Source organism: Psychrobacter sp. I-STPA6b (assembly GCF_020662265.1).
Taxonomy (GTDB): domain Bacteria; phylum Pseudomonadota; class Gammaproteobacteria; order Pseudomonadales; family Moraxellaceae; genus Psychrobacter.
The window spans coordinates 297446-318394 of sequence record NZ_VEWM01000010.1; the positions used below are offsets into that span (position 1 = coordinate 297446).

Here is a 20949-nt window from a genome sequence, read left to right on the forward strand (position 1 = left end):
TTTCTATAATTCATTAGTTCAATAATAGTAAGGGCTAATTATGATTAAAGTAGTTGATAAAGGAAACTTTAATATCATTAAAGTTAATAAGATGAATCACCAGTCAAAAAATTCATCTATTCAAATTTTAGGGAATAATAATACAGTATATATCGAATCAAGATGTTCATTCACGAATTTTCGTTTGATTATACGTGGTGATAATAATCATGTAACTATTAAAAGAGGGACATGGTTTCTGGGAGGTGCAATTTCTATGGCAAGCTTTTCGAAGCTTGAGATAGGTGAAAGAAGTAGCTTTGGGGATCGTTTAGAGTTTGTTATTGAGTCAGCTAAAGTACTTATAGGAAACGATTGTATGGCTGCAGCAGGTTTAACAATCCGTACTACAGATACCCATGGTATTTATAGTTTGGATAGTGGTAAATTACTTAATAGACCAACGGATGTTATTATTGGAGACTATATATGGTTTGGTAAGAATGTAACTGTTCTAAAAGGTGCTACGATAGGTGCTTGTAATATCATAGCTATGGAAAGTTTGTTTACTAAATCATCGGGTACATTTGAACTATGGGGAGGACGACCTGCTAGGAGAATCCGTGAAAATGTAATGTGGTCTAAATCAGCGCATCTAAATAGTATTCAAGATGATAAATATGCACAAATGTATATTGAGAAATATAAAGGCAGATAATGAAAGAAATTAATATTGGTTTACCTAACTGTTATAAGTCAGTATATAAAAGGCACGATAGTGAAAACTTGGTAATTACTTTTACGCCTACTAATGGTTATTTTTTATACCATAATGATTTGAATGCTCATAAAATATGTATTAGTACTTCTCGACCAAACTACTATATATATAATCCAGGTAGTGCTTGTAAGAGATTAATTAGTTATATAAAAACACTAAATATAAAAAATATTATCGTCATTGGAAGTAGTAAGGCTGGATTGGCAAGCTTGTTATGGGGAGAGCTTCTTCATAGAGGGCTATCCAATAGATATAATATTTTTGTATTATCTTTTAGCCCTCAGACTTTACTATATCCTTTTAATGATAGACTGTATTTCCCCTCATATCAGAAGTTAGTTAATATGATTAATAACAATAAAGGTATGTTAAAATGTGCTGAAAATTATGGGGATATTAATAATATATTAGCGAATTCTTCGTTAGAAGGCATTGTGATTTATCCTAAATTAAACTTATGTGATAAAGAAGAGGCAGAAAGAATTTGTGCTACAAACATCAGATTGGTTGGATTGGAATATCCCTTGCATGGATCTTTTGTGCCATTTATGAAACAGGCAAAGGATCCAGAGGCACTTAAGCAAATGGTAAGTAAAATATATAAAAATGCTAAACAAGATCAGGATTTGAAAGTAACTATACCATCTACTGAAACTGAGCTTTTAAATATTATTTCTTCTATTAAGGCCCCAACAATTGAAGAGTTATGTCAAGCTGTATTTTTTTCGATGAATAATAAAAGGGAACTAAAAAATTATACATATGTTAAAGGTTTAGGACTAGTATAGACCTGTTGTATAAATATAATTTAAGAATATAATGCAGAATAATTTATGTATGTATTGATTGTTATTATATAGATAAAAAGGTCGCCCTAATGTGGTGACCTTTTTTCCTCTTAGCAATGCCTCAAACCCACCTAATGAGGTAATGGTATAAACATGATCTATCGTCTCTAGTGCATCGACTAAATGTATGGGCTGGGCTAAAATCAGGCAATTTAATGACTGTAAAGTATCTAGAAGGTTTGTATCTTCTAGGGTCATTGGATGAGGCTTTACGATGATTTGTGCATTGGGGTTATCTTTAATTGCCTGTTTGGTGACGTCAAGTAAAGTGATATTTTCTCCACCACCATATTTTATTGCATCGTCATTGGGTACTTGTCCCAATATTAAGATACGTTTACCAGTTTTTTTTCCATATATGGGTTTGACATCTACATAGGGTTGGTGATTATATTTACTCACTCTGTGTGATAAATAATAATCTAACATTTCTTGTGCTAAATCCTCATCATATCCTGTTTGTTCAAAGTCAAAGTTAGCAATTAAATCTGTTAAGTCATTAGGTCTGGTTGTATCAAAATAAGGTGCTTGTGAATCCATTACAATGGATAAAGGCGGTGTGTTAGAGTCAGCAACTGGTGCAGAGCGGATAAAGCCATCTTCTAAAAAAAAGATATCTAGATTATGTTTGCGTACATAATTAATAAAAAAATCAGGTGCTTTATACCCCCAAATATATATGACAGGGTTAGTGTATTTAATAAAAGGTAGCAATAAGGTATAAAAATATTTTTTGTTAAAGTGGCGCTGTATTTGTACATGCTTATCTTCTAATACCCAATCTGCCACTACATCTTTCCATGGTAACATGCCTACTACCAATGCTAAGCGTTTATTGGGTTCTTTCTGGTAAATTTGTAAGCCTTGAAACAGTGGTAAGATATAGTATTTGATATTAGAATTTGCCATAACTGTCACACAAAAAATATGACATTATGATACGCTAAGTATTATTAACTTTAAACCAAAATTACATTTGTTAAATAAGACTATGACAAACTCTTCTTACTACATACAGCCCATCACCCACGCCATTATTCCAGTCGCAGGCTTTGGTACGCGTATGTTACCACTATCAAAGTCTGTACCTAAAGAGCTATTACCGCTGGGTAACCGTCCTGCCATTCATTACGTTGTAGAAGAAGCAATTGCTGCAGGTATCAAGCACATTGTACTTGTTGGGCATGCTCAAAAGTCAGCCATTGAAAACTATTTTGATATCAACGCAGAATTAGATAACCAATTACGAGCAAAAGGTAAAAATGAATTAGCAGATAGCCTAAATTGGTTACCTGATGATGTGTCAGTATCCATGATACGTCAAGGTAAGCCATTAGGTCTGGGGCATGCCGTATTATCTGCTCGTCCTATTATTGGTAATCATGACTTTGCTGTATTATTGCCTGATGTGGTGTTAAATCCATTTGCTACGGATATGGCTCAAGATAACTTGGCATTTATGCTACAAGAGTTTGTTAAAAATAGATGCTCACAAATTTTGGTCAGTGAGGTAGCAGACAGTGACGTGCATAAATATGGTATTGCTAAGTTAAGCTCAAAAGATGATTTGCAAAACATTGTATCTGATAGTAATCGTAGCTTTGCAGTATCAGGATTTGTAGAAAAGCCTGCTTTGGCTGATGCCCCATCAAATTTAGCTGTAGTTGGACGCTATGTATTTAGTAATGAGATTTTTGATTATTTAGCAAAAATTCAACCTTCAGTTGGTGGTGAGATACAGCTTACCGATGCTATTGATGCCTTGATTAGTACTCAAGGTGTACAGGTAACAACCATGAAGGGTAATAGCTTTGATGCAGGTGATATGACCAGTTATATGCAGGCATTTATCTATTTTGCTCAAAAGCAGTTAGCTGATTAAAAGTAAAAGCAGGAATAAGAATAAAATAAGGTAAATGATGACCCAGCTTCAATCTATTAGCCATCAAACATTAGCAAGCTGGCAGAAATTAGAGCAATTAGCCAAGAAAGATTGGTCGTTGGTACAGTTGTTTGTTGATGATGCAAATCAAGGGCATAAGAGAATAGATAAATTTTGTATTCAATCACAAGGTATCTATTTTGATTATGCCAAACAGTGCATTGATGATGAAGTTCATCAAGCATTATTAAATTTAGCAAAAGATTGCCAACTGAAAGCTCGTATTGACTCACTGCTTAAAGGGGAAAAGGTCAATATCAGTGAAAATCGTTCGGCACTGCATACGGCTTTGCGATTGCCAAAGTCAGCAAGTCTATCTGTTGACGGGCAAGATGTGGTACAAGCTGTGCATGAGAGTTTAAATCGTGCTGAGCAGATGGTTACTCGTATTCGTGAGAAGCTATGGCGTGGGTATTCGGGTAAGGCAATTACCGATGTAATTAATATTGGTGTGGGGGGCTCAGACTTAGGTCCTTTAATGGCCGCTACTGCACTCGATAGTTTTGCAGATACGGATGTACAAGTACATTTTATTTCTAATATGGACGGCAAGCAGTTGGGTAGCTTGCTTGATAAGCTTAATCCTGAAACTTCATTATTTATTATTTCATCAAAATCCTTTGGTACGGTGGATACCTTATCCAATGCACAAACAGCATTAACTTGGTTGCTTAAAACAGGGGCAAGTCGTCAGTCTATTTTACGTCGTCATTTTATTGGTATTTCTGCCAATTTATCCAAAATGAGTGAGTGGGGCATTTATCCTGATAATCAGTTGGCATTGTGGCAGTGGGTGGGTGGTCGATTTTCAATGTGGTCAGCGATTGGTTTAGCGATTGCTATTCGTATTGGTATGTCAGGGTTTCGTGAGATGTTGGCAGGGGCAAATGCAATGGATAAACATTTTGCTACTACTGATTTTTCACAGAATTTGCCTGTCATGCTTGGTTTAATTGGGGTATGGAACAGTACATTTTTAAACATTCATGCCCATACGGTATTGCCTTATGATGGTCGTTTGCGTTACTTGCCCAGTTATTTGACCCAGCTTGAGATGGAAAGTAATGGTAAGTCAGTAACCATAAATGGTGAGCAAGTGGATTATTCGACCTCACCCATATTGTGGGGTGAGATTGGTTCAAATGCTCAACATGCCTTTTACCAATTATTACATCAAGGCACACAGCAAGTATCTTGTGACTTTATTGCTTGTGTTGATGGTGATAACTATTATTCCAATAAAGCAACTGAAAATCATCAAGAAAAATCTGCTGAATTACAACATCAACATAACTTATCTCTTGCAAACTGTTTGGCACAAAGTCGTGTATTAGCATTTGGTAATCAAGCTGTTACTGAAAAATCAGAAGTGGCGATTGTATCAGCTCATAAATCAGAGTTAGATAAGTTTAAACGTTATCGGGGCAATCAACCTTCAACGACTATTTTATTGGACAGTTTGACACCAAGAAGCTTAGGTGCATTGATTGCACTTTATGAACACAAAGTCTATGTTATGGCAAGTATTTGGAATATTAACCCATTTGACCAATGGGGCGTAGAAATGGGTAAAAAAATGGCAGATAGTGTATATAGTGAGCTAGTAAATAATAAGACAGCTATTAACCAATCTTGCCGATCATTTGATGCATCAACAGATGCTCTTTTAGCACATATTAAGCAGATTACTGCTATTCGAAAATAAGACAGTATTGATAACTCAATATTTATTTTAAGTTTTGTGGATATATATACTATGTCAATAGATTCTTTGCAAGTAAATACTATTGGTGATAACTTACAACAACCTGTTTGTGTACTGCTAGGGCACTCTATTGATTGTATAACTACAGCGGTGGTATTAGCGAGTACAGGTCAAACAGTTTATTTATATACGGATACTGATGTATTAGATAATACTTTATCTGCCTATGCCTTTGAACATCAAGTACAAGCTTTGTGGAAATTGTATATACAACAAGGGTGTATTGTTGTTTGGCAAATACCTGAACAAGTGCAGACATGGCTTGTGGGTCTTGAAAAAAATCTGCAACCAAATTTATATAAATTAAATCTATTATGGTTATTTACACCTGAGCTACCAGAAAGCTGGCAAGATAATTGGCTTGAAGTATTTAATCAGCAAGGTGCTCAGCTTAATCATGGACAAACGCCACTGATATTAAGTGGTATTGAAACGATTGGTACATTTGCAGAGCTTGCCAAACAGTTAACGCAAGCTTGGGTTTATTATATACCTTTTGTGTTTTTGCAAGATGGACAAGCATTTGCATCTATGCTCAATGCTGAACTATGGCTACTGGGTGAAAAAATACCAAATTCTACTTATAAGTTAACAGCTCTACATCCGTTAATTAATGGAGCGAAAAATAGCCATATTAGCGATATTTTAACCATTGAGTTTGCTCGTAATAGTATCATGAGTATGCTTGCCACTCGGGTTAGTTTTATGAATGAATGCTCCCGATTGGCGGATAAAAAAGGCGTAGATATTACCGAAGTGGCAACCATTATGGGATTGGATAAACGTATTGGTAAGAGTTACCTAAAAGCAGGATGGGGATTTGGTGGTAAAACTCTACCTGCTGAAATGCAGGCATTAGAGCAAACCCTTGAGCCATTACAAAGTAGTAACCGCTTAATGCAAGCTGTTAATACCATTAATGAAGACCAAAAAGAGTTGATATTTCGTAAGTTTTGGCAATATTTTGATGGTCTGATTGAAAATAAGATAGTGAGCATTTGGGGGGCAAGTTATAAAGCAGGGTCAGGTAGAACGACAGGCTCAGCCATTCACCCCTTATTAAAGTTATTATGGTCGTATAATATAAAAACCCAAGTTTATGCAGAGCATGCTAGGGTAGAGCTGGCAATTATGTATGCAGAGCAACCCTTATTAACCCTACTTGATTATCCTGAGCAGGCACTTGAGCAGTCACAAGCTATATTTATTATGTCATGGTCAAAAGATAAACGGATTAATATCAGTGTCATTAATGAGTTGGTAATACCTGTGTTTGATGCTCAAAATATATTATCTACTAGTCAAATAGAAGCGTTAGTGGGTGGTTATATGGGAATAGGTCGCCATAAAAATTTATAATAGTTTTAATGAGAATTTACTATGAAAAATAAAAAAATTTTAGTAACAGGTGGTGTAGGTTATATCGGTAGCCATACTTGTATTGAATTAATCGCATCAGGCTATGATATTGTTGTTTATGATAACTTATCAAATAGTAATATTGAGGCTATAAAAAGAGTTGAGCAAATCACACAAACAAATATTGAATTTGTGCAAGGTGATTTATTAGATGAGGCATTATTAACACAAGTTTTTAGTCAACATCAATTCTTTGCAGTGGTACATTTTGCAGGTTTAAAGGCAGTGGGGGAGTCGGTTGTGCAGCCATTAAAATATTATAAAAACAATGTTGCTGGTACAGTGAATTTATTAGAAGTCATGCAACAACATCAAGTATTTAACTTTGTCTTTTCCTCATCGGCAACGGTTTATGGCGATCCTGAACAACTACCCATTACCGAAACGGCACCACGTAGCACTACCAATCCTTATGGACGTACTAAACTCATTATTGAATATATGCTTGAGGATTTATGTGCCTCTGACCCACGCTGGCAAGTAGTGAGTTTGCGTTACTTTAATCCTGTAGGGGCTCATGACTCGGGCAAAATTGGCGAAGACCCTAATGGGATTCCTAATAATTTAATGCCTTATATTAGTCAAGTAGCAGTGGGTAAATTAGAAAAACTACGCATTTTTGGTAATGATTATCCAACCATTGATGGTACAGGGGTACGAGACTTTATTCATGTGGTGGACTTGGCAAAAGGGCATATTTCAGCGATTGACTACTTAGTAAAAAGCGTAGTAGAAAATTCTACTGATAAAAAAGAAAGTATTGGCTTTTTTGCAGTCAATCTTGGTACAGGCTCAGGTACGTCAGTATTACAACTGGTGAATGCCTTTACTGAGGCAACTGGGCAGACGGTCAATTATGAATTTGCTCCTAGACGAGCAGGTGATGTGGCGAGCTGTTATGCACAGGTGGATTTGGCAGAGCAAAGCCTAAATTGGCAAGCTCATCTAGATGTGCATGATATGTGTAAAGATACTTGGCATTGGCAAAGTCAAAACCCAAATGGTTATGAAAAATAATAGTTAATCAATCATCAATAAGAAATCCCCTTTATATGCAATAAAGGGGATTTTGGTTTTAAATATAGCTCAAATTCTAAGCCAAAACAGCCCCTTGTCCCTCAAGCCATTCTTGAATTTCAGTGATTTTATCAGCTAATAATGCTTCATTACCTTTGGTTTCGATATTGAGACGGATTAGTGGCTCAGTATTAGAAGCTCGCAAATTAAAGCGCCATTCACCAAAATCTAAACTTAGCCCATCAAGGGTGGACTTATTGGGGTTAGCATGTTGATATTGATGAGCAATCTTATTGATGATTTCATCAGATTGTACATCAGTTAAACGAAAATTCATCTCACCAGAACTTGGATACGCCAAAATACGTTCATTAACCAATTCAGATAACTTTTTACCTGTACTAGATAACAATTCAATGGTTAATAACCACGGTATCATGCCACTATCACAATAAAAAAAGTCTTTAAAATAATGGTGAGCTGACATCTCGCCACCATACACCGCACCAGAGTGACGCATGACCTGTTTAATAAACGAATGCCCTGATTTACTTAACACCGCCTGTCCTGCAAACTCATCAATAATCGCCTCAGTGTTATAAATCACACGTGGGTCATAGACAATACTGGCTTGTGGGTGCCTTTGCAAAAAGGCTTGTGCCAACATACCAACGATATAACTGCCCTCAATAAATGCCCCTGTTTCATCAAATAAGAAACAACGGTCAAAATCACCATCAAAAGCAATCCCCATATCAGCTTGATGAGCCAAAACAGCCTCAGTGGTGGCTGTACGATTTGCCACAATCATGGGGTTAGGAATACCATTGGGAAAACTGCCATCTGGCTCATGATGAACTTTGATAATCTCAATGGCAGCATTGGCTTGCTGAAAACGTGCCTCAATCTCATCAATCACAGGACCTGCACTGCCATTGCCTGAATTAATGACCAGTTTTAATGGCTTATCTGGAGCAAAGGTTAAGTTATTAAGGTCAATAAAGCTCATCAAATGGTCAATATAAGCCGTCTTAACTATTTGTAATGATAACTGACCCTTTTGAGCTACCTCTTCAAAATCACCACTTTCAGCAAGGGCTTGGATGTCTGCTAATCCAGTATCAGCACTGATAGGTTTAGAGTTTTCTCGCACCAGTTTTAGCCCATTATAATTAATAGGGTTATGACTGGCAGTGACTTCGATACCACCCATCGCTTGGTAATGACTGGTGGCAAAATATACCTCTTCTGTACCTGTCATACCTAAGTCTATGACATCTAAACCTGCATCTATGATACCTTCAATGGTAGCTCGTTTAAGTGATTCACTAGAGTCGCGAATATCACAGCCAATAACGATGGTGTGGTTAAGGTGAGCCATTTCATCACTATTAGTGCTATTAGAGCTTTCACGTTGCTGGCGTAAAATCTGAGCAAAAGCTCGTCCGATACGATAAGCGATGGCATCATCAAGATTGACACCAAGCTCACCACGAATATCGTAGGCTTTAAAGGAGGTAATAGGGAGGTGTGTCAGCTTTTCTTTATTCATATTTGTATTATTCACTTGATAAATGATGTTAGGCTATTAGCAGGATTAACCAAACCCAAACACATCTCGACTATAAACTTTATCTGATATATCTTGCAATTCATCATGCCAGCGATTGGCAACAATCAGGTCATGATTGTGTTTAAAGTCTACAAGGTCGTGAGTAACGGCACAGCCTTGAAATTGTGTGTCATTTAATGAGGGTTCATAGATGGTGATATCTAGCCCATGTTGTTGTAGTAGGGTAATGATATCAAGAATCGCTGAATCACGGTAGTTATCAGCATCTTTTTTCATGCTTAGGTGATAAATTCCGATACGAGAAGGATTTTTATTCAGGATTTGGCGGGCAATAAAACGTTTACGGGTGTTATTGGCATCAACGATGGCATGAATTAGGTTGGCAGGAATGCCCGTATAATTGGCTTTAAGTTGTTGAGTGTCTTTAGGAAGGCAGTATCCCCCATAACCAAAAGAAGGGTTGTTATAATGTGTGCCAATACGGGGGTCAAGTCCAACGCCTGTGATAATGGCGTGACTGTCTAAGTTCTGTTTTTCAGCAAAACTGTCTAACTCATTAAAAAATGCAATACGAGTTGCCAGATAGCTGTTAGCAAATAGCTTGACAGCTTCGGCTTCAGTGGGTGGCATGATTAATGTGGTCACTGGATTTTCATTGGTATGGCTTTTGCTGGCAAGCTGATACAATGACATCAGTGTATGAGCAAAGTCTGCTAATTTATCAGTGACTCCAGTGATGATACGAGAGGGATATAAGTTATCATAAAGGGCTTGTCCTTCTCGTAAAAACTCGGGCATAAATAAGATATTATCATCAAACTTTTGATGCATGGTGACTGTAAAACCAATGGGAACGGTTGATTTGATGATAATGGGAACATCAGTATTTTGTTCACGAATGGTCTGAATACTAGCTTCAACCGATGAGGTATCAAATTTACCTGTTGCCACATCATAATTAGTGGGGGTGGCGATAATAACTAAGTCACAATTTTGATATAAGTCAGCTATATGATAAGTGGCGGTTAAGTTTAATGCTTTATTTGCCAAAAAGTCACAAATCTCAGCGTCTTGTAATGGCGATTGTTTTTGCTGTAATTGTTTGATTTTGTCATTATCAATATCAAAGAGAGTGACTTGCGTATCTAAATGAGGTTGTGCCAATAAAATGGCATTAGATAAGCCCACATAGCCTGCACCAACGACAACAATACGAGTTAAGTTAGTGTGTGAGTTATTTGATAATAGGTTGTTTGCTAGCATAGTCTTTTATTTCGCTATTTTAATGGTTTGGCTTTGACTATACCTCGCTTTAATGACAAGAAAATAACAAGTCCTCTATTCCCGTTGGAGGTCATATAGTCAATCTAATATAATTTCACCACAAGGCAACCGAGTGAAGATAATACAAGTAGTATATTGAGTGAGGTTAACACCGTGGTGGATTTATATTAGGCAGACTATAAGTAGGTTAAAATTTAGTTTGATGATTAATAGGTCAAAATAATGAAAAGTAATGATGAGTCTGTAGCAAATAGTCTCCATACTCAGTCTTCTAAAGTTCAGCCACCTAAGCCTGCGGTTGGTACACCAGATGCCACAGGTGAGATGAGTGATTTATTAGCCCTAATAGCACGTCTGCGAGCAGAATGTCCGTGGGATATCAAGCAGACCAATCACAGCTTGATACCTTATGCCATTGAAGAGGCTTATGAGCTTGCTGAGGCGATACAAGCCGATGATGGCGTTGATGATGAAGACATCAAAGGTGAGCTGGGTGATGTTCTATTACAAGTAGTGTTTCATTGTCAGCTATATGCCGAGCAGGGTCGTTTTGATATGGGCGATGTGATTGAAACACTGCAAGAAAAACTTATCCGCCGACATCCACATGTGTTTGAAGCGGATAAATTAGCGGATGATGAGGCAGTCAAAAAACGTTGGGATGAGATTAAAGCTGAGGAAAATCTTGAGCGAGAAAAACGTGGTAAGCCTAAGCGTCGTTTAGACCGTGTTAAGGCAGGTAGTGCGTTGATGCAAGCACAAGCGATACAAAAACAAGCGGGTAAGTTAGGTTTTGATTGGGAAGGTATTGCTGGTGCTGTGGATAAGCTTGATGAAGAGATTGCTGAGTTAAAAGAGATTTTGCCACAGGATAAAGAGGCATTAACTGATGAGCACCGCCATGAGCTAGAAAAAGAGTTGGGCGATTGTGTCTTTGGTCTGGTAAATGTGGCTCGTAAATTGGGGCTGGATGCAGAGTCAGCCACTCTGACCTGCGTGCATAAGTTTAAATCTCGTTTTGGCTTTATTGAAGATAAACTTACCGAGCAGGGAAAAACGCCAGAGGACAGTAGTCTTGAGCAGATGGATAGGCTATGGGAAGAAGCAAAAAGTCAGGGTGGTAGATAGGGTGCAACATTGACTGCTAGAATTGTATATCAGATTTCTTATCGCTGGATATTAGGCTGGTTGTTGCTATGGTTACCATTACTGGTGCAGGCAACATCTGCAAATCTGACAAGTATTCAGCCTTCTGCACAGTGTTTTAGTGATGCCTCAAAGGCATATGCTTACTTAATACACCAAACACGTCAACATCGAGCAGAAGAGGCGCATCTGGCAACAAATCAGGTAGTTAATATCAATACAGCGACAGAAAGCGAATTGGTGACGCTAGATGGTATTGGTAGTAGTAAGGCGCAGGCAATTTTGCTGTATCGGGAGATGTTCGGCAAATTTCATAGTATTGATGACCTAGCCAGTGTTAAAGGGATTGGTAAGCAAACCATTGAAAAAAATCGTCATCGGTTACGTGTGCATTAGATTTTTGTAAAACTGGAGTGAGAATGGGTTTTATCACACTTTATCATGGTTTACATGTCCCGATAAGGCAGAAAATTTGTTACACTAGTACTTATATATGCCAGAAGTTACCAACATATTGTTGGGACTGTTAAACATTCACCCCATTAAGCGAATATTTAAAGGGGTATGGTTTTATTTTGCTTTTGTGTAAAAATTGGCTAAATTTTTCCTATGAAGAAGAATGTTCAACAGACCCTAATAATTGAGATAAATATGATTGGTGATGGTTGGTTTTTGTTTGTCCGTAAGGAGTGTGTGCATGGCAGAGCGTTCAGCCAAGCAGTTAGGGTTAAGTAAAGCAGATTTACCAAATTCAATTGTAGAGGTCATTGCTACTTTGACCAAAAGTGGTTTTGAGGCGTATATCGTTGGTGGTGGTGTTCGAGATACACTATTGGGTCTCAATCCTAAAGACTTTGATGCCGTTACCGATGCAAAACCACATGAAATAAAGGATTTGTTTGGCAAGCGTTGCCGTATCATTGGTCGCCGTTTTCAGTTAGCCCATGTCTATTCTGGGCGGGATATGATTGAGGTAGCGACGTTTCGTGCGCCTCCAAAAGATGACATACATACGACCAATGAAGGTATGATTACCCGTGATAATGTCTGGGGTGATATAAAGCAGGACTTTGCTCGCCGAGACTTCTCTATTAATGCTATGTATTATCAACCTTTAAAAGGCATTGTTCATGACTTTTGTAATGCGCTGGCAGATATTGAAAATAAAACCCTACGTCTACTTGGTCATGCACCACTGCGCATAGAAGAAGACCCTGTACGTTTGCTACGAGCATTGCGATTTAAGGCAAAACTCGGTTTTGATTTTGATAAAGTTTTGTCTGAGCAGTTTCATGATGATAACTGGAAGCTGTTAGATCAGGTGTCACCACATCGTTTATATGATGAATCACAAAAGATGTTTACAGGTGGCTATTTGGTGCCATTGTTGCCTTTACTGTTTGAGTATGGGGCAATCAAACATTTAATCATTTATCCACCTGAGACAGCGACCGCACTGGTTAAACAGGTAGCAATTAATACAGACAAACGTATTGCACAGGGCAAGAGTATTAACCCTGCCTTCTTTTATGCTGCCCTGCTATGGGATAACTACCTATATCAACTGAATAAATTTAAAAAACGTAACATGCCTTTTGTTGAGGCACAGCAACAAGCGGCCAGTAAAGTTATTGAACGTCAACGTATTAAAACAGCGATTCCTAAGTTTGCTGAGCAGTTTATTCGGGATATTTGGTTGATGCAGCCAAAATTGGCAAATCCAAGAGTACGGCAGATTGCACAGTTAGCCGACCACCCCAGATTCCGTGCAGCATTTGACTTTTTATTATTACGTGAGCAATGTAATGATGCAGCAAACCCATTGTCAGAATCTACCAATGGTATGGGTGAATGGTGGCAAATCTTTCAAACACTTTCAGACAAACAGAAACAGCAAGCCATTGATAGCTTTGCCAGTGATACACGTCGTGGACAAAGTAAGCGCAACCGTAACCGCAATCGTCATAATGATATTGAGCAGTCTGCGTCATCACATCAGTCAAATCAGACAAACCAGCCAGCTTATCAAAATACGACAGATACGATAGATGTGCCAAAACAGTCTCAGACTGAGTCCACTACATCACCTGAATTTAAAACTAAGTTGGCTCATAAGCAAATGAGCCGACCACAGCGCGCTCATTACGCTAAAGAGAGGGCGCAACTACAACAACTTTCCCTTGGTAAGCTGGCAGGTGATGAAAATAAATCACAAGAGCAACAACCACAGCCACTATTTACTATTAATGCACAAAAGCTTGCCAAACAAGTGCCAACAGCTCCAGTAGACGCAGATATAGCAGATACGATAGAAGCGCCAACAAAAAAAGATAGAGGTGAATTAACTGAGCGTACTTCTAAAATAGACCCTGCCAGCTCTACTAAGCCCCAGCATCAGGCAGTGGCACAAACATCAGCCCAGCGAGGCTCACAGACAGATAAAAGCCAAGCTCAAAAAGCAGTAGAGTTGCCACCACAAATAGTCGTACTACCCAAAGCGGATGCCATACCAGCAAAGCGACGCCGTCGTCGTCAGCAGTCTGACCAAGTAACACAGTCAGCAACAGCAACTTTGGTAACTGGACAACAAACAGAGCAGGTTGCTTTACAAACTCAGCAACAAAAGACTACATCATCACCCAAAGCAGAGTCTTCAGTATCTCATGGTACCGAAGCAACAGCAGTGACACCAAAACAGATAGAAGTCCCTTCAGTAGTATCAGTACAACTGAGTCATGAGCGGATTCCTAGCGTACGGCGACGTCGTCAGCCCAGCTCAACGCAATCCATTGCTGAGCGTCAGCAAGCATCAGAGGCATAGACACGCATGCAAAGCACAACCCATGACAGCAATGCCATCTGGCAACAATGCTACCTTGGACTAGGCAGTAATTTAAGCAACGAATTGGGCAATCCAAAACAACATATTGCCCAAGCCATTGCTCAGCTTAAAGCACATCCGCATATTCGTCATATACAAGTATCCTCACTGTATAGCTCCAAACCAATGGGACCTCAAGACCAACCTGACTTTATCAATGCTGTTGTTGGCTTAGAAACAACCCTAGAGCCTTTGCAACTGCTGGATACTTGCCAGCAACTTGAACAAAATGCCCAACGTCAGCGCCTCCGTCATTGGGGAGAACGTAGCCTAGACGTTGACATACTGCTGTATGGTGAACAACATATCCAACTGCCCACCCTAACAATTCCTCATGCTGGTATTAACCAGCGTAACTTTGTACTTGTGCCATTGGCTGAGCTAAACCCCAAACTAATCATTCATGGCAAAAGTATTGAACAATACCCCATGAGCCACGACTATACAGGATTACGGAAGTTACCCACATAACCCATCAATCATCCCATAATCGCAACGGTCTAAACCATCCTATTAGCCCGAGTAATCCCAACAATCGCAATAACCTTCAACCCCTTGATAGAGTGATAACTCATTAGCCAACATACGGATAAACTCATGATTACACTAACCACCCTCAACAAATACAAAAAAGATGGCAGAAAGTTTAGCTGTCTTACCTGTTATGACGCCATGTTTGCCAAAATGATGCAGACTGCTGAAATTGACACCATCTTAATTGGTGACAGCCTTGGTATGGTTGTACAAGGACATGACTCAACCTTACCCGTAAGTGTTGCTGACATGGCATACCACACCGCCAACGTTGCCCGCAGTAACAAACATGCCCTTATCCTTGCTGACTTGCCATTTATGAGTTATAGCACCCTGACTGATGCCATTGCCAATGCTCGTACCTTGATGCAAGCAGGTGCTCACGTCATCAAAATTGAAGGTGGTGCAGAACTATGCCCCATCATCTCAACCCTTGCCCAAGCTGGTACACCCACCTGTATTCACCTTGGATTGACGCCACAATCAGTGAACGTCTTTGGTGGTTATAAAGTACAAGGTAAAAGTGAAGACAGCGCTGAAAAACTACTGAATGATGCCAAAGCCGTTGCTGATGCAGGTGCAGGACTACTCGTTCTTGAATGTGTACCAGCACCTCTTGCCAAAGCCGTTACCGAAGCCGTTGACATCCCCGTCATAGGCATAGGCGCGGGGGCAGATACAGATGGACAAGTACTCGTCATGCATGACATGCTAGGGGTTACACATGGTCGCGTTGCCCGATTTGTCCATGACTTCTTAACTGACGAGCGTAATGAATCAGGCAGTGTAGCAGAGGCTTTTGCCTTATTCCATCGCTCTGTCATGGAAGGCAGTTACCCTCAAGAAAAGCATCAATTTAACTGATAAAATAACAATAAATGGATAAATAGCCAATCCTGCCGACCGCTTGTATCTGCCTTGCTGATGGCGTGCAGACTTACGTGTCTGCCAGCATTCCATCTAAACGAGCGACTACTGCCAGCCACAGTCTGCATCACCATCAGCGACGTCAGGATACCGCTCACGTCAGGGCTAAAAAGCCTTACTTAAATCACATTCATTGACTTATTTACCATTACAAACAAGCGCATCATCAAAAATAAGAGACCGCATCATGACCACCACCTTAACCAGTATCCAAAGCCTACGTGATATCCTAAAGCCACACCGTGCTAACAAACGCATCGCCTTAGTACCAACCATGGGCAACCTACATGATGGACACCTATCCTTAGTCAAACTTGCCAAACAACATGCTGACATTGTCGTAGTGAGCATTTTTGTTAACCCCACCCAGTTTGGAGAAGGCGAAGACCTAGACAGTTACCCACGTACCTTAGAAGCGGACACACAAAAATTAGCAAGCATTGACACAAACTATATCTTTGCACCCAGTGTTGATGATATGTACCCAGTATTACCACCACCCACACAAGTGCTGGCAGGTGACATTAGTACCCAGCTTTGTGGCAAATCACGCCCGACTCACTTTGATGGTGTTGGCTTAGTCGTTAGCAAGCTTTTTAACATCGTTGCCCCAGATGTTGCAGTCTTTGGACAAAAAGACTATCAACAGCTTGCCATTATTCGTCAAATAGCTCGAGACCTAAGCTATGATATCGACATTGTCTCAGCCCCCATCGTACGTGCAGATGATGGATTGGCATTATCCTCACGCAACCAATACCTGACTGCCACCGAGCGAAGCATCGCACCAACTTTACATCAAGAAGTCACAAGACTGGCAGAGAAACTGGCACAAGGTGTGCATATCAATAACGCATCAGAAACAGACCTTAGCCTTCTACAAAGCCTAATTGATGAAAGTATCACACAGATTAATGAAGCTGGGTTTAAAGTAGATTATCTTGAAGTTAGACAGCAAAATTTACAAGACATCACCAACACAAAACAAGATACCGCATTGGTGATATTAACGGCCGCTTGGCTGGGTAAAGCACGCTTATTGGATAACCAACAAGTGCAAGTAGCGGTTTAACAGTTCCTATATAAATATTGACAGTAGGTTAAATTCACCGTACATACAATACGGTTTTTATCTGTTAAATTCTTTATGATAGGCAAAAGTATGTAGGGTTTGTTGAACATTCATTTTCATAGGAAAAATTTAGCCAATTTTTACATGAAAGTAAAAAGTAGCTATATCCCTTATAGGTATTAGCCTAATGGGGTGAAAGTTCAACAGACCCTAGGCTTATAGAATGATAAATAGGAGTTTTATGATGAGTTGCAGTAGTGCACAGCCTTCTGTCAATATCTTAATCGTCTCAGGACGCTCAGGCTCAGGAAAAACCTCAGTCCTTAATATATTAGAGGACTTCGGTTACTATGCCATTGATAACTTGCCTTTGTCCTTGATACCTGATGCGGCTGCCAAGCTCATCAAAGAAAGTGGCATTCATAAAGTTGCCTTAGGTGTTGATGTGCGTACACCCAGAGCGGACTTATCCAACTTTGTTCATATTGAAGATGAGTTGGTTGCTACTTATGGCAATGATGCAGTTAAAGTACTGTATGTCACCGCACAAGAGTCTGTATTGGTTGCCCGTTTTGATGCCACACGACGGGTACATCCTTTAATGGCAAGTACAGATAATCCAGTGAATAACCTGCCCAATGCCATTAAAAAAGAAATTGACTTGTTAGAGCCGATTGCCAGCCGTGCTTATGTTAAAATTGACACCAGCCAGCTCAATATTCATCAGCTTAAAGAGCAAGTGCGAGACCATATTGGCGTTGATAATAAAGTGACTGTCAATTTGCTATCATTTGGCTTTAAATATGGTATTCCAATTGATGCAGACTTTGTTTTTGATGTCCGTATCTTACCCAATCCACACTGGAAGCCTGAGCTACGCGTACAAACAGGATTGGATAACCCTGTTAAAGAATTTTTTGCTGACTACCCAGAAGTGGAAGAAATGCAGGCTGATATTGCACGGTTTTTACAGCGCTGGTTACCTGAGTTCTTGCATAATAACCGCCATACAGTCACCATTGGCATTGGTTGTACAGGTGGAAAACACCGCTCAGTATTTATTACTCAGAGCCTAGCAGAAAATCTAGCAACGATACTGCCAGAAGATTTGAAGGTGGTGGCAAAGCACCGTGAAAAACCACGTTGGACAGCATAGTTATTTAGCAAATAGTTGTTTAGTAAAGAGTGCTGGATAGAAACTGTTAAAGTAAAGAAAACTACTAAAGAGAGATTTATGATTGACTGGTCAGAGCAGGACATGCGCGTTTCACGCACTGAGCTAAAAAAAGCTCATGAGCGTCTGCAACAGTTGGCAGAGCCACTGGCAAATTTATCAAAAAAACAGATAAAAAAACTGCCAGTAACAGAATATTTTGTCGATGAGCTGACAGCGCTGGCTGATATTAGCAGTGCCAATGCACGTAATCGTCAGATTAAACGAGTGGGAAAGCTGATTAGTGAAGAAAATCGCCATGATTTGGTGGATGCACTGTTTCAGATTCGCTTTAGCCCAGAGCAAGCAGCAAAAGTTGAGGCATGGTATACCCGCTTAAATATCAATGATGAGTCCACTCTCAAACAGTTTGTAAAGCAATTTTCGGCTTCTGAGCGTAACAGCTTATATCAACTATTGTTATGGATAGAGTATGCCAAACATATGAATGATGATGAGCTACTGGCTGAATCTGAAACTGATTTATTAAGCTATATCAAGGAAGTGGCAATATTGTCACAACTTTAAAGACTAAAACAATCCCTGCTAATCTAGCAAAAAAAGTTAGTCATATTTTGTTGCAAAACCTTATCGCAAAATGACGGTGTTATAAAATGCTGTCATAGTGGCGTCATACTTTTTTTGAATAATGCCTGTATTTTAATTGAGTAAATAGAGGCGCCCGCTATGAGCCAGCAACCCCCTTTTAATCCTACACCACAGCCGATACATAATATCATCACTGATACAGCTAAAACCTCAGCAACACAGAAGCTCTCTAAAGTCACAGAAAACAACATCACACCACTAAGTCGCCGTCGTTTTATTCAAAGTGTCGGAGCAACGGCTGCTGGTAGTATGGGTCTGGGCTTGGTTGGCTGTAAAAATGATAGCCAAAGAGTTCCTTATCAGCCGCCGTATCTTGAGCAGTCAGAGTTTGCTTTTGAGCATGGGATTGCCAGTGGTGATCCATTAGCAGATAAAGTAATTTTATGGACTCGTATCACACCAAAAAACCCTGTAGATAAAGTCTTAGTACATTGGGAAATTGCTCGTGATGAACAGATGCAAGAGGTGGTCAATAAAGGAGAAGTATCTACCTCAGCACGTCAAGACTATACGGTAAAGGTGGATGCAGACGGGCTACAACCTAATACCATATATTATTATCGGTTTACGGTGGCAAAGACAAAAGTACAAAGCCGTATTGGACGTACAAAAACGCTACCAGTTGCAGATGTCTCACAAGTCAAACTGGCGGTGTTTAGCTGTGCGAATTATCCTGCAGGTTATTTTCATGTGTATGCCGATGCAGCTCATCGTGATGACATCGATGTTTGCGTACATTTGGGTGACTATATTTATGAGTATGGTCGTACCAGCATCAATCAAAATGGTGAGAAAGTACCTGCTTATGCCTCAGCACATGCCTCTGAGCTGGAGCGTGAAGTGATGCCAGAGACAGAGATTGTCAGTATTCAAGACTATCGTCTGCGTCACGCTCAATATAAAACAGATCCAGATTTACAAAGACTCCATGAGCGTATTCCTATGATTGCAGTTTGGGATGACCATGAGCTAAGTAATGATACCTTTAAAGATGGTGCAGAGAACCATCAGCCAGATGTTGAAGGGAAATGGGATACTCGTAAACTATCTGCGGTAACGGCATATCATGAATGGATGCCGACTCGTAACCAAGTACCTAGTGAGATTTATCGTCGTTTTGACTTTGGCTCACTGTTAAGCCTGCACATGCTTGATACTCGAGTAGTGGGACGAGATAAACAGTTAGATTATCAAAGCTATGTCACGATTGATTCTGCTACAGGTGCAATGGGTTTAGATGCTGCCAAGTTTACTCAAGACATTTATGATCAAAATCGCCATCTTTTAGGATTAAAGCAGACAAACTGGCTGGTCAGTCAGTTACAACAATCACAAGCAACATGGCAACTACTCGGTCAGCAAATTTTGATGGCTCGTATGCTGATGCCAGCCCCTGTGATACTAAACATTGTTAACCCTAATGCAGGGGTTGATTTGATGACTTATCTCAGTATGGCGCAAAAGGCAAAGGCGAACCCTGAGCAGTTAAGTGCAACTGAGCAAGCAATTTTGGCACAGCCTGCTATTCCCTATAACCTAGATGCGTGGGATGGCTATGCAGCAGCACGTGAGCTGGTACTCAAGGCAGCCAAGAGCCTTAATAAAAATCTGGTGGTATTATCAGGGGATACACATAATGCATGGGCAAGCAACCTGAAGACAGTGGAAGGTGAGTCAGTGGGTGTTGAGTTTGCGACCAGCTCGGTATCTTCGCCTGGTTTTGAAGAGTATCTGCCAGATACTGACCCCAAGCTACTACAAATGGTATTGCCACAACTGGTAGCAGATTTGCAGTATTGTAACACCCATCAACGAGGTTATATGCTGATTACTGTGACGGCAGAGCAGTGTCAGTCAGACTGGATATTTGTCAGCGATATTTTAAAGCCAACCTATAGCAGTCAAGTTGAAAAGACGCTGTATAGTAAAGTGGGTAAAAATACAATCAGTGAATAATCT

General features: G+C 39.7%; 19 protein-coding genes. 15 read left to right on the forward strand and 4 right to left on the reverse strand.

The window, feature by feature from the left end:
- Positions 1–40 precede the first annotated feature (40 nt).
- Entirely contained in the window at positions 41–697 is a 657-nt protein-coding gene (locus FHK88_RS01605) for an acyltransferase (protein WP_227429031.1), read from the forward strand.
- On the forward strand, positions 697–1548 hold the full coding sequence (locus tag FHK88_RS01610; RefSeq protein WP_227429032.1) for a hypothetical protein: 852 nt from the start codon (positions 697–699) through the stop codon (positions 1546–1548). The genes FHK88_RS01605 and FHK88_RS01610 overlap by 1 nt, the downstream gene beginning before the upstream one ends.
- Here FHK88_RS01610 and FHK88_RS01615 read toward each other — a convergent pair.
- On the reverse strand, positions 1540–2517 hold the full coding sequence (locus FHK88_RS01615; protein WP_227429033.1) for a capsular polysaccharide biosynthesis protein: 978 nt from the start codon (positions 2515–2517) through the stop codon (positions 1540–1542). The two genes, FHK88_RS01610 and FHK88_RS01615, sit on opposite strands and share 9 nt — an antisense overlap.
- Before the next feature lie 103 nt (positions 2518–2620).
- Between FHK88_RS01615 and FHK88_RS01620 the strand changes: the two genes are divergently transcribed.
- The 4 genes from FHK88_RS01620 to galE are packed head-to-tail and all read left to right on the forward strand — an operon-like array spanning position 2621 to position 7751.
- A complete protein-coding gene (locus FHK88_RS01620) occupies positions 2621–3490 on the forward strand; it encodes a UTP--glucose-1-phosphate uridylyltransferase (RefSeq protein WP_227429193.1) in 870 nt (289 codons plus the stop codon).
- Between the two features lie 34 nt (positions 3491–3524).
- The gene (pgi, locus tag FHK88_RS01625; protein ID WP_227429034.1) at positions 3525–5255 is read left to right on the forward strand and encodes a glucose-6-phosphate isomerase; all 1731 of its coding nucleotides are present in this window, start codon (positions 3525–3527) and stop codon (positions 5253–5255) included.
- Between the two features lie 51 nt (positions 5256–5306).
- On the forward strand, positions 5307–6674 hold the full coding sequence (locus FHK88_RS01630) for a UDP-glucose/GDP-mannose dehydrogenase family protein (protein WP_227429035.1): 1368 nt from the start codon (positions 5307–5309) through the stop codon (positions 6672–6674).
- Positions 6675–6695: 21 nt separating this feature from the next.
- On the forward strand, positions 6696–7751 hold the full coding sequence (gene galE, locus FHK88_RS01635) for a UDP-glucose 4-epimerase GalE (RefSeq protein ID WP_227429036.1): 1056 nt from the start codon (positions 6696–6698) through the stop codon (positions 7749–7751).
- Positions 7752–7827: 76 nt separating this feature from the next.
- Here galE and FHK88_RS01640 read toward each other — a convergent pair whose 3' ends face one another.
- Entirely contained in the window at positions 7828–9303 is a 1476-nt protein-coding gene (locus FHK88_RS01640; protein WP_227429037.1) for a phosphomannomutase CpsG, read from the reverse strand.
- A 45-nt stretch (positions 9304–9348) separates the two neighbouring features.
- Positions 9349–10587 carry a nucleotide sugar dehydrogenase gene (locus FHK88_RS01645; protein WP_227429038.1) on the reverse strand — a complete coding sequence of 413 codons (1239 nt, stop codon included), beginning with the start codon at positions 10585–10587 and terminating at the stop codon, positions 9349–9351.
- A gap of 345 nt (positions 10588–10932) precedes the next feature.
- Between FHK88_RS01645 and mazG the strand changes: the two genes are divergently transcribed.
- The 5 genes from mazG to panB all read left to right on the forward strand — a co-directional run bounded on the left by mazG (position 10933) and on the right by panB (position 16033).
- On the forward strand, positions 10933–11736 hold the full coding sequence (gene mazG / locus FHK88_RS01650) for a nucleoside triphosphate pyrophosphohydrolase (protein ID WP_227429194.1): 804 nt from the start codon (positions 10933–10935) through the stop codon (positions 11734–11736).
- 9 nt (positions 11737–11745) lie between these two features.
- A complete protein-coding gene (locus tag FHK88_RS01655; protein WP_227429039.1) occupies positions 11746–12150 on the forward strand; it encodes a ComEA family DNA-binding protein in 405 nt (134 codons plus the stop codon).
- A 301-nt stretch (positions 12151–12451) separates the two neighbouring features.
- The gene (pcnB, locus tag FHK88_RS01660) at positions 12452–14575 is read left to right on the forward strand and encodes a polynucleotide adenylyltransferase PcnB (protein ID WP_227429040.1); all 2124 of its coding nucleotides are present in this window, start codon (positions 12452–12454) and stop codon (positions 14573–14575) included.
- A 6-nt stretch (positions 14576–14581) separates the two neighbouring features.
- On the forward strand, positions 14582–15106 hold the full coding sequence (gene folK / locus FHK88_RS01665; protein ID WP_227429041.1) for a 2-amino-4-hydroxy-6-hydroxymethyldihydropteridine diphosphokinase: 525 nt from the start codon (positions 14582–14584) through the stop codon (positions 15104–15106).
- Between the two features lie 126 nt (positions 15107–15232).
- On the forward strand, positions 15233–16033 hold the full coding sequence (gene panB / locus FHK88_RS01670) for a 3-methyl-2-oxobutanoate hydroxymethyltransferase (RefSeq protein WP_227429042.1): 801 nt from the start codon (positions 15233–15235) through the stop codon (positions 16031–16033).
- Here panB and FHK88_RS01675 read toward each other — a convergent pair.
- Positions 16021–16194, reverse strand: a complete 174-nt coding sequence (locus FHK88_RS01675) for a hypothetical protein (RefSeq protein ID WP_227429043.1) — start codon at positions 16192–16194, stop codon at positions 16021–16023. The two genes, panB and FHK88_RS01675, sit on opposite strands and share 13 nt — an antisense overlap.
- Before the next feature lie 89 nt (positions 16195–16283).
- Between FHK88_RS01675 and panC the strand changes: the two genes are divergently transcribed.
- The 4 genes from panC to FHK88_RS01695 all read left to right on the forward strand — a co-directional run bounded on the left by panC (position 16284) and on the right by FHK88_RS01695 (position 20946).
- Positions 16284–17168, forward strand: a complete 885-nt coding sequence (gene panC / locus FHK88_RS01680; protein ID WP_227429044.1) for a pantoate--beta-alanine ligase — start codon at positions 16284–16286, stop codon at positions 17166–17168.
- Positions 17169–17409: 241 nt separating this feature from the next.
- Entirely contained in the window at positions 17410–18324 is a 915-nt protein-coding gene (gene rapZ, locus FHK88_RS01685; RefSeq protein ID WP_227429045.1) for an RNase adapter RapZ, read from the forward strand.
- A gap of 78 nt (positions 18325–18402) precedes the next feature.
- A complete protein-coding gene (gene yjgA / locus FHK88_RS01690; RefSeq protein ID WP_227429046.1) occupies positions 18403–18909 on the forward strand; it encodes a ribosome biogenesis factor YjgA in 507 nt (168 codons plus the stop codon).
- Positions 18910–19068: 159 nt separating this feature from the next.
- Positions 19069–20946, forward strand: coding sequence for an alkaline phosphatase D family protein (locus FHK88_RS01695; protein WP_227429047.1), 1878 nt, complete (start codon positions 19069–19071; stop codon positions 20944–20946).
- Positions 20947–20949: the final 3 nt, after the last annotated feature.

Excerpts from the sequence above, each read along its gene's own strand:
- FHK88_RS01605 (WP_227429031.1), top strand. The coding sequence starts at position 41 with ATGATTAAAGTAGTTGATAAAGGAAACTTTAATATCATTAAAGTTAAT.
- FHK88_RS01610 (WP_227429032.1), top strand. The coding sequence starts at position 697 with ATGAAAGAAATTAATATTGGTTTACCTAACTGTTATAAGTCAGTATAT.
- FHK88_RS01615 (WP_227429033.1), bottom strand. The coding sequence starts at position 2,517 with ATGGCAAATTCTAATATCAAATACTATATCTTACCACTGTTTCAAGGC.
- pgi (WP_227429034.1), top strand. The coding sequence starts at position 3,525 with ATGATGACCCAGCTTCAATCTATTAGCCATCAAACATTAGCAAGCTGG.
- FHK88_RS01630 (WP_227429035.1), top strand. The coding sequence starts at position 5,307 with ATGTCAATAGATTCTTTGCAAGTAAATACTATTGGTGATAACTTACAA.
- galE (WP_227429036.1), top strand. The coding sequence starts at position 6,696 with ATGAAAAATAAAAAAATTTTAGTAACAGGTGGTGTAGGTTATATCGGT.
- FHK88_RS01640 (WP_227429037.1), bottom strand. The coding sequence starts at position 9,303 with ATGAATAAAGAAAAGCTGACACACCTCCCTATTACCTCCTTTAAAGCC.
- FHK88_RS01645 (WP_227429038.1), bottom strand. The coding sequence starts at position 10,587 with ATGCTAGCAAACAACCTATTATCAAATAACTCACACACTAACTTAACT.
- mazG (WP_227429194.1), top strand. The coding sequence starts at position 10,933 with ATGAGTGATTTATTAGCCCTAATAGCACGTCTGCGAGCAGAATGTCCG.
- pcnB (WP_227429040.1), top strand. The coding sequence starts at position 12,452 with ATGGCAGAGCGTTCAGCCAAGCAGTTAGGGTTAAGTAAAGCAGATTTA.
- folK (WP_227429041.1), top strand. The coding sequence starts at position 14,582 with ATGCAAAGCACAACCCATGACAGCAATGCCATCTGGCAACAATGCTAC.
- panB (WP_227429042.1), top strand. The coding sequence starts at position 15,233 with ATGATTACACTAACCACCCTCAACAAATACAAAAAAGATGGCAGAAAG.
- panC (WP_227429044.1), top strand. The coding sequence starts at position 16,284 with ATGACCACCACCTTAACCAGTATCCAAAGCCTACGTGATATCCTAAAG.
- rapZ (WP_227429045.1), top strand. The coding sequence starts at position 17,410 with ATGATGAGTTGCAGTAGTGCACAGCCTTCTGTCAATATCTTAATCGTC.
- yjgA (WP_227429046.1), top strand. The coding sequence starts at position 18,403 with ATGATTGACTGGTCAGAGCAGGACATGCGCGTTTCACGCACTGAGCTA.
- FHK88_RS01695 (WP_227429047.1), top strand. The coding sequence starts at position 19,069 with ATGAGCCAGCAACCCCCTTTTAATCCTACACCACAGCCGATACATAAT.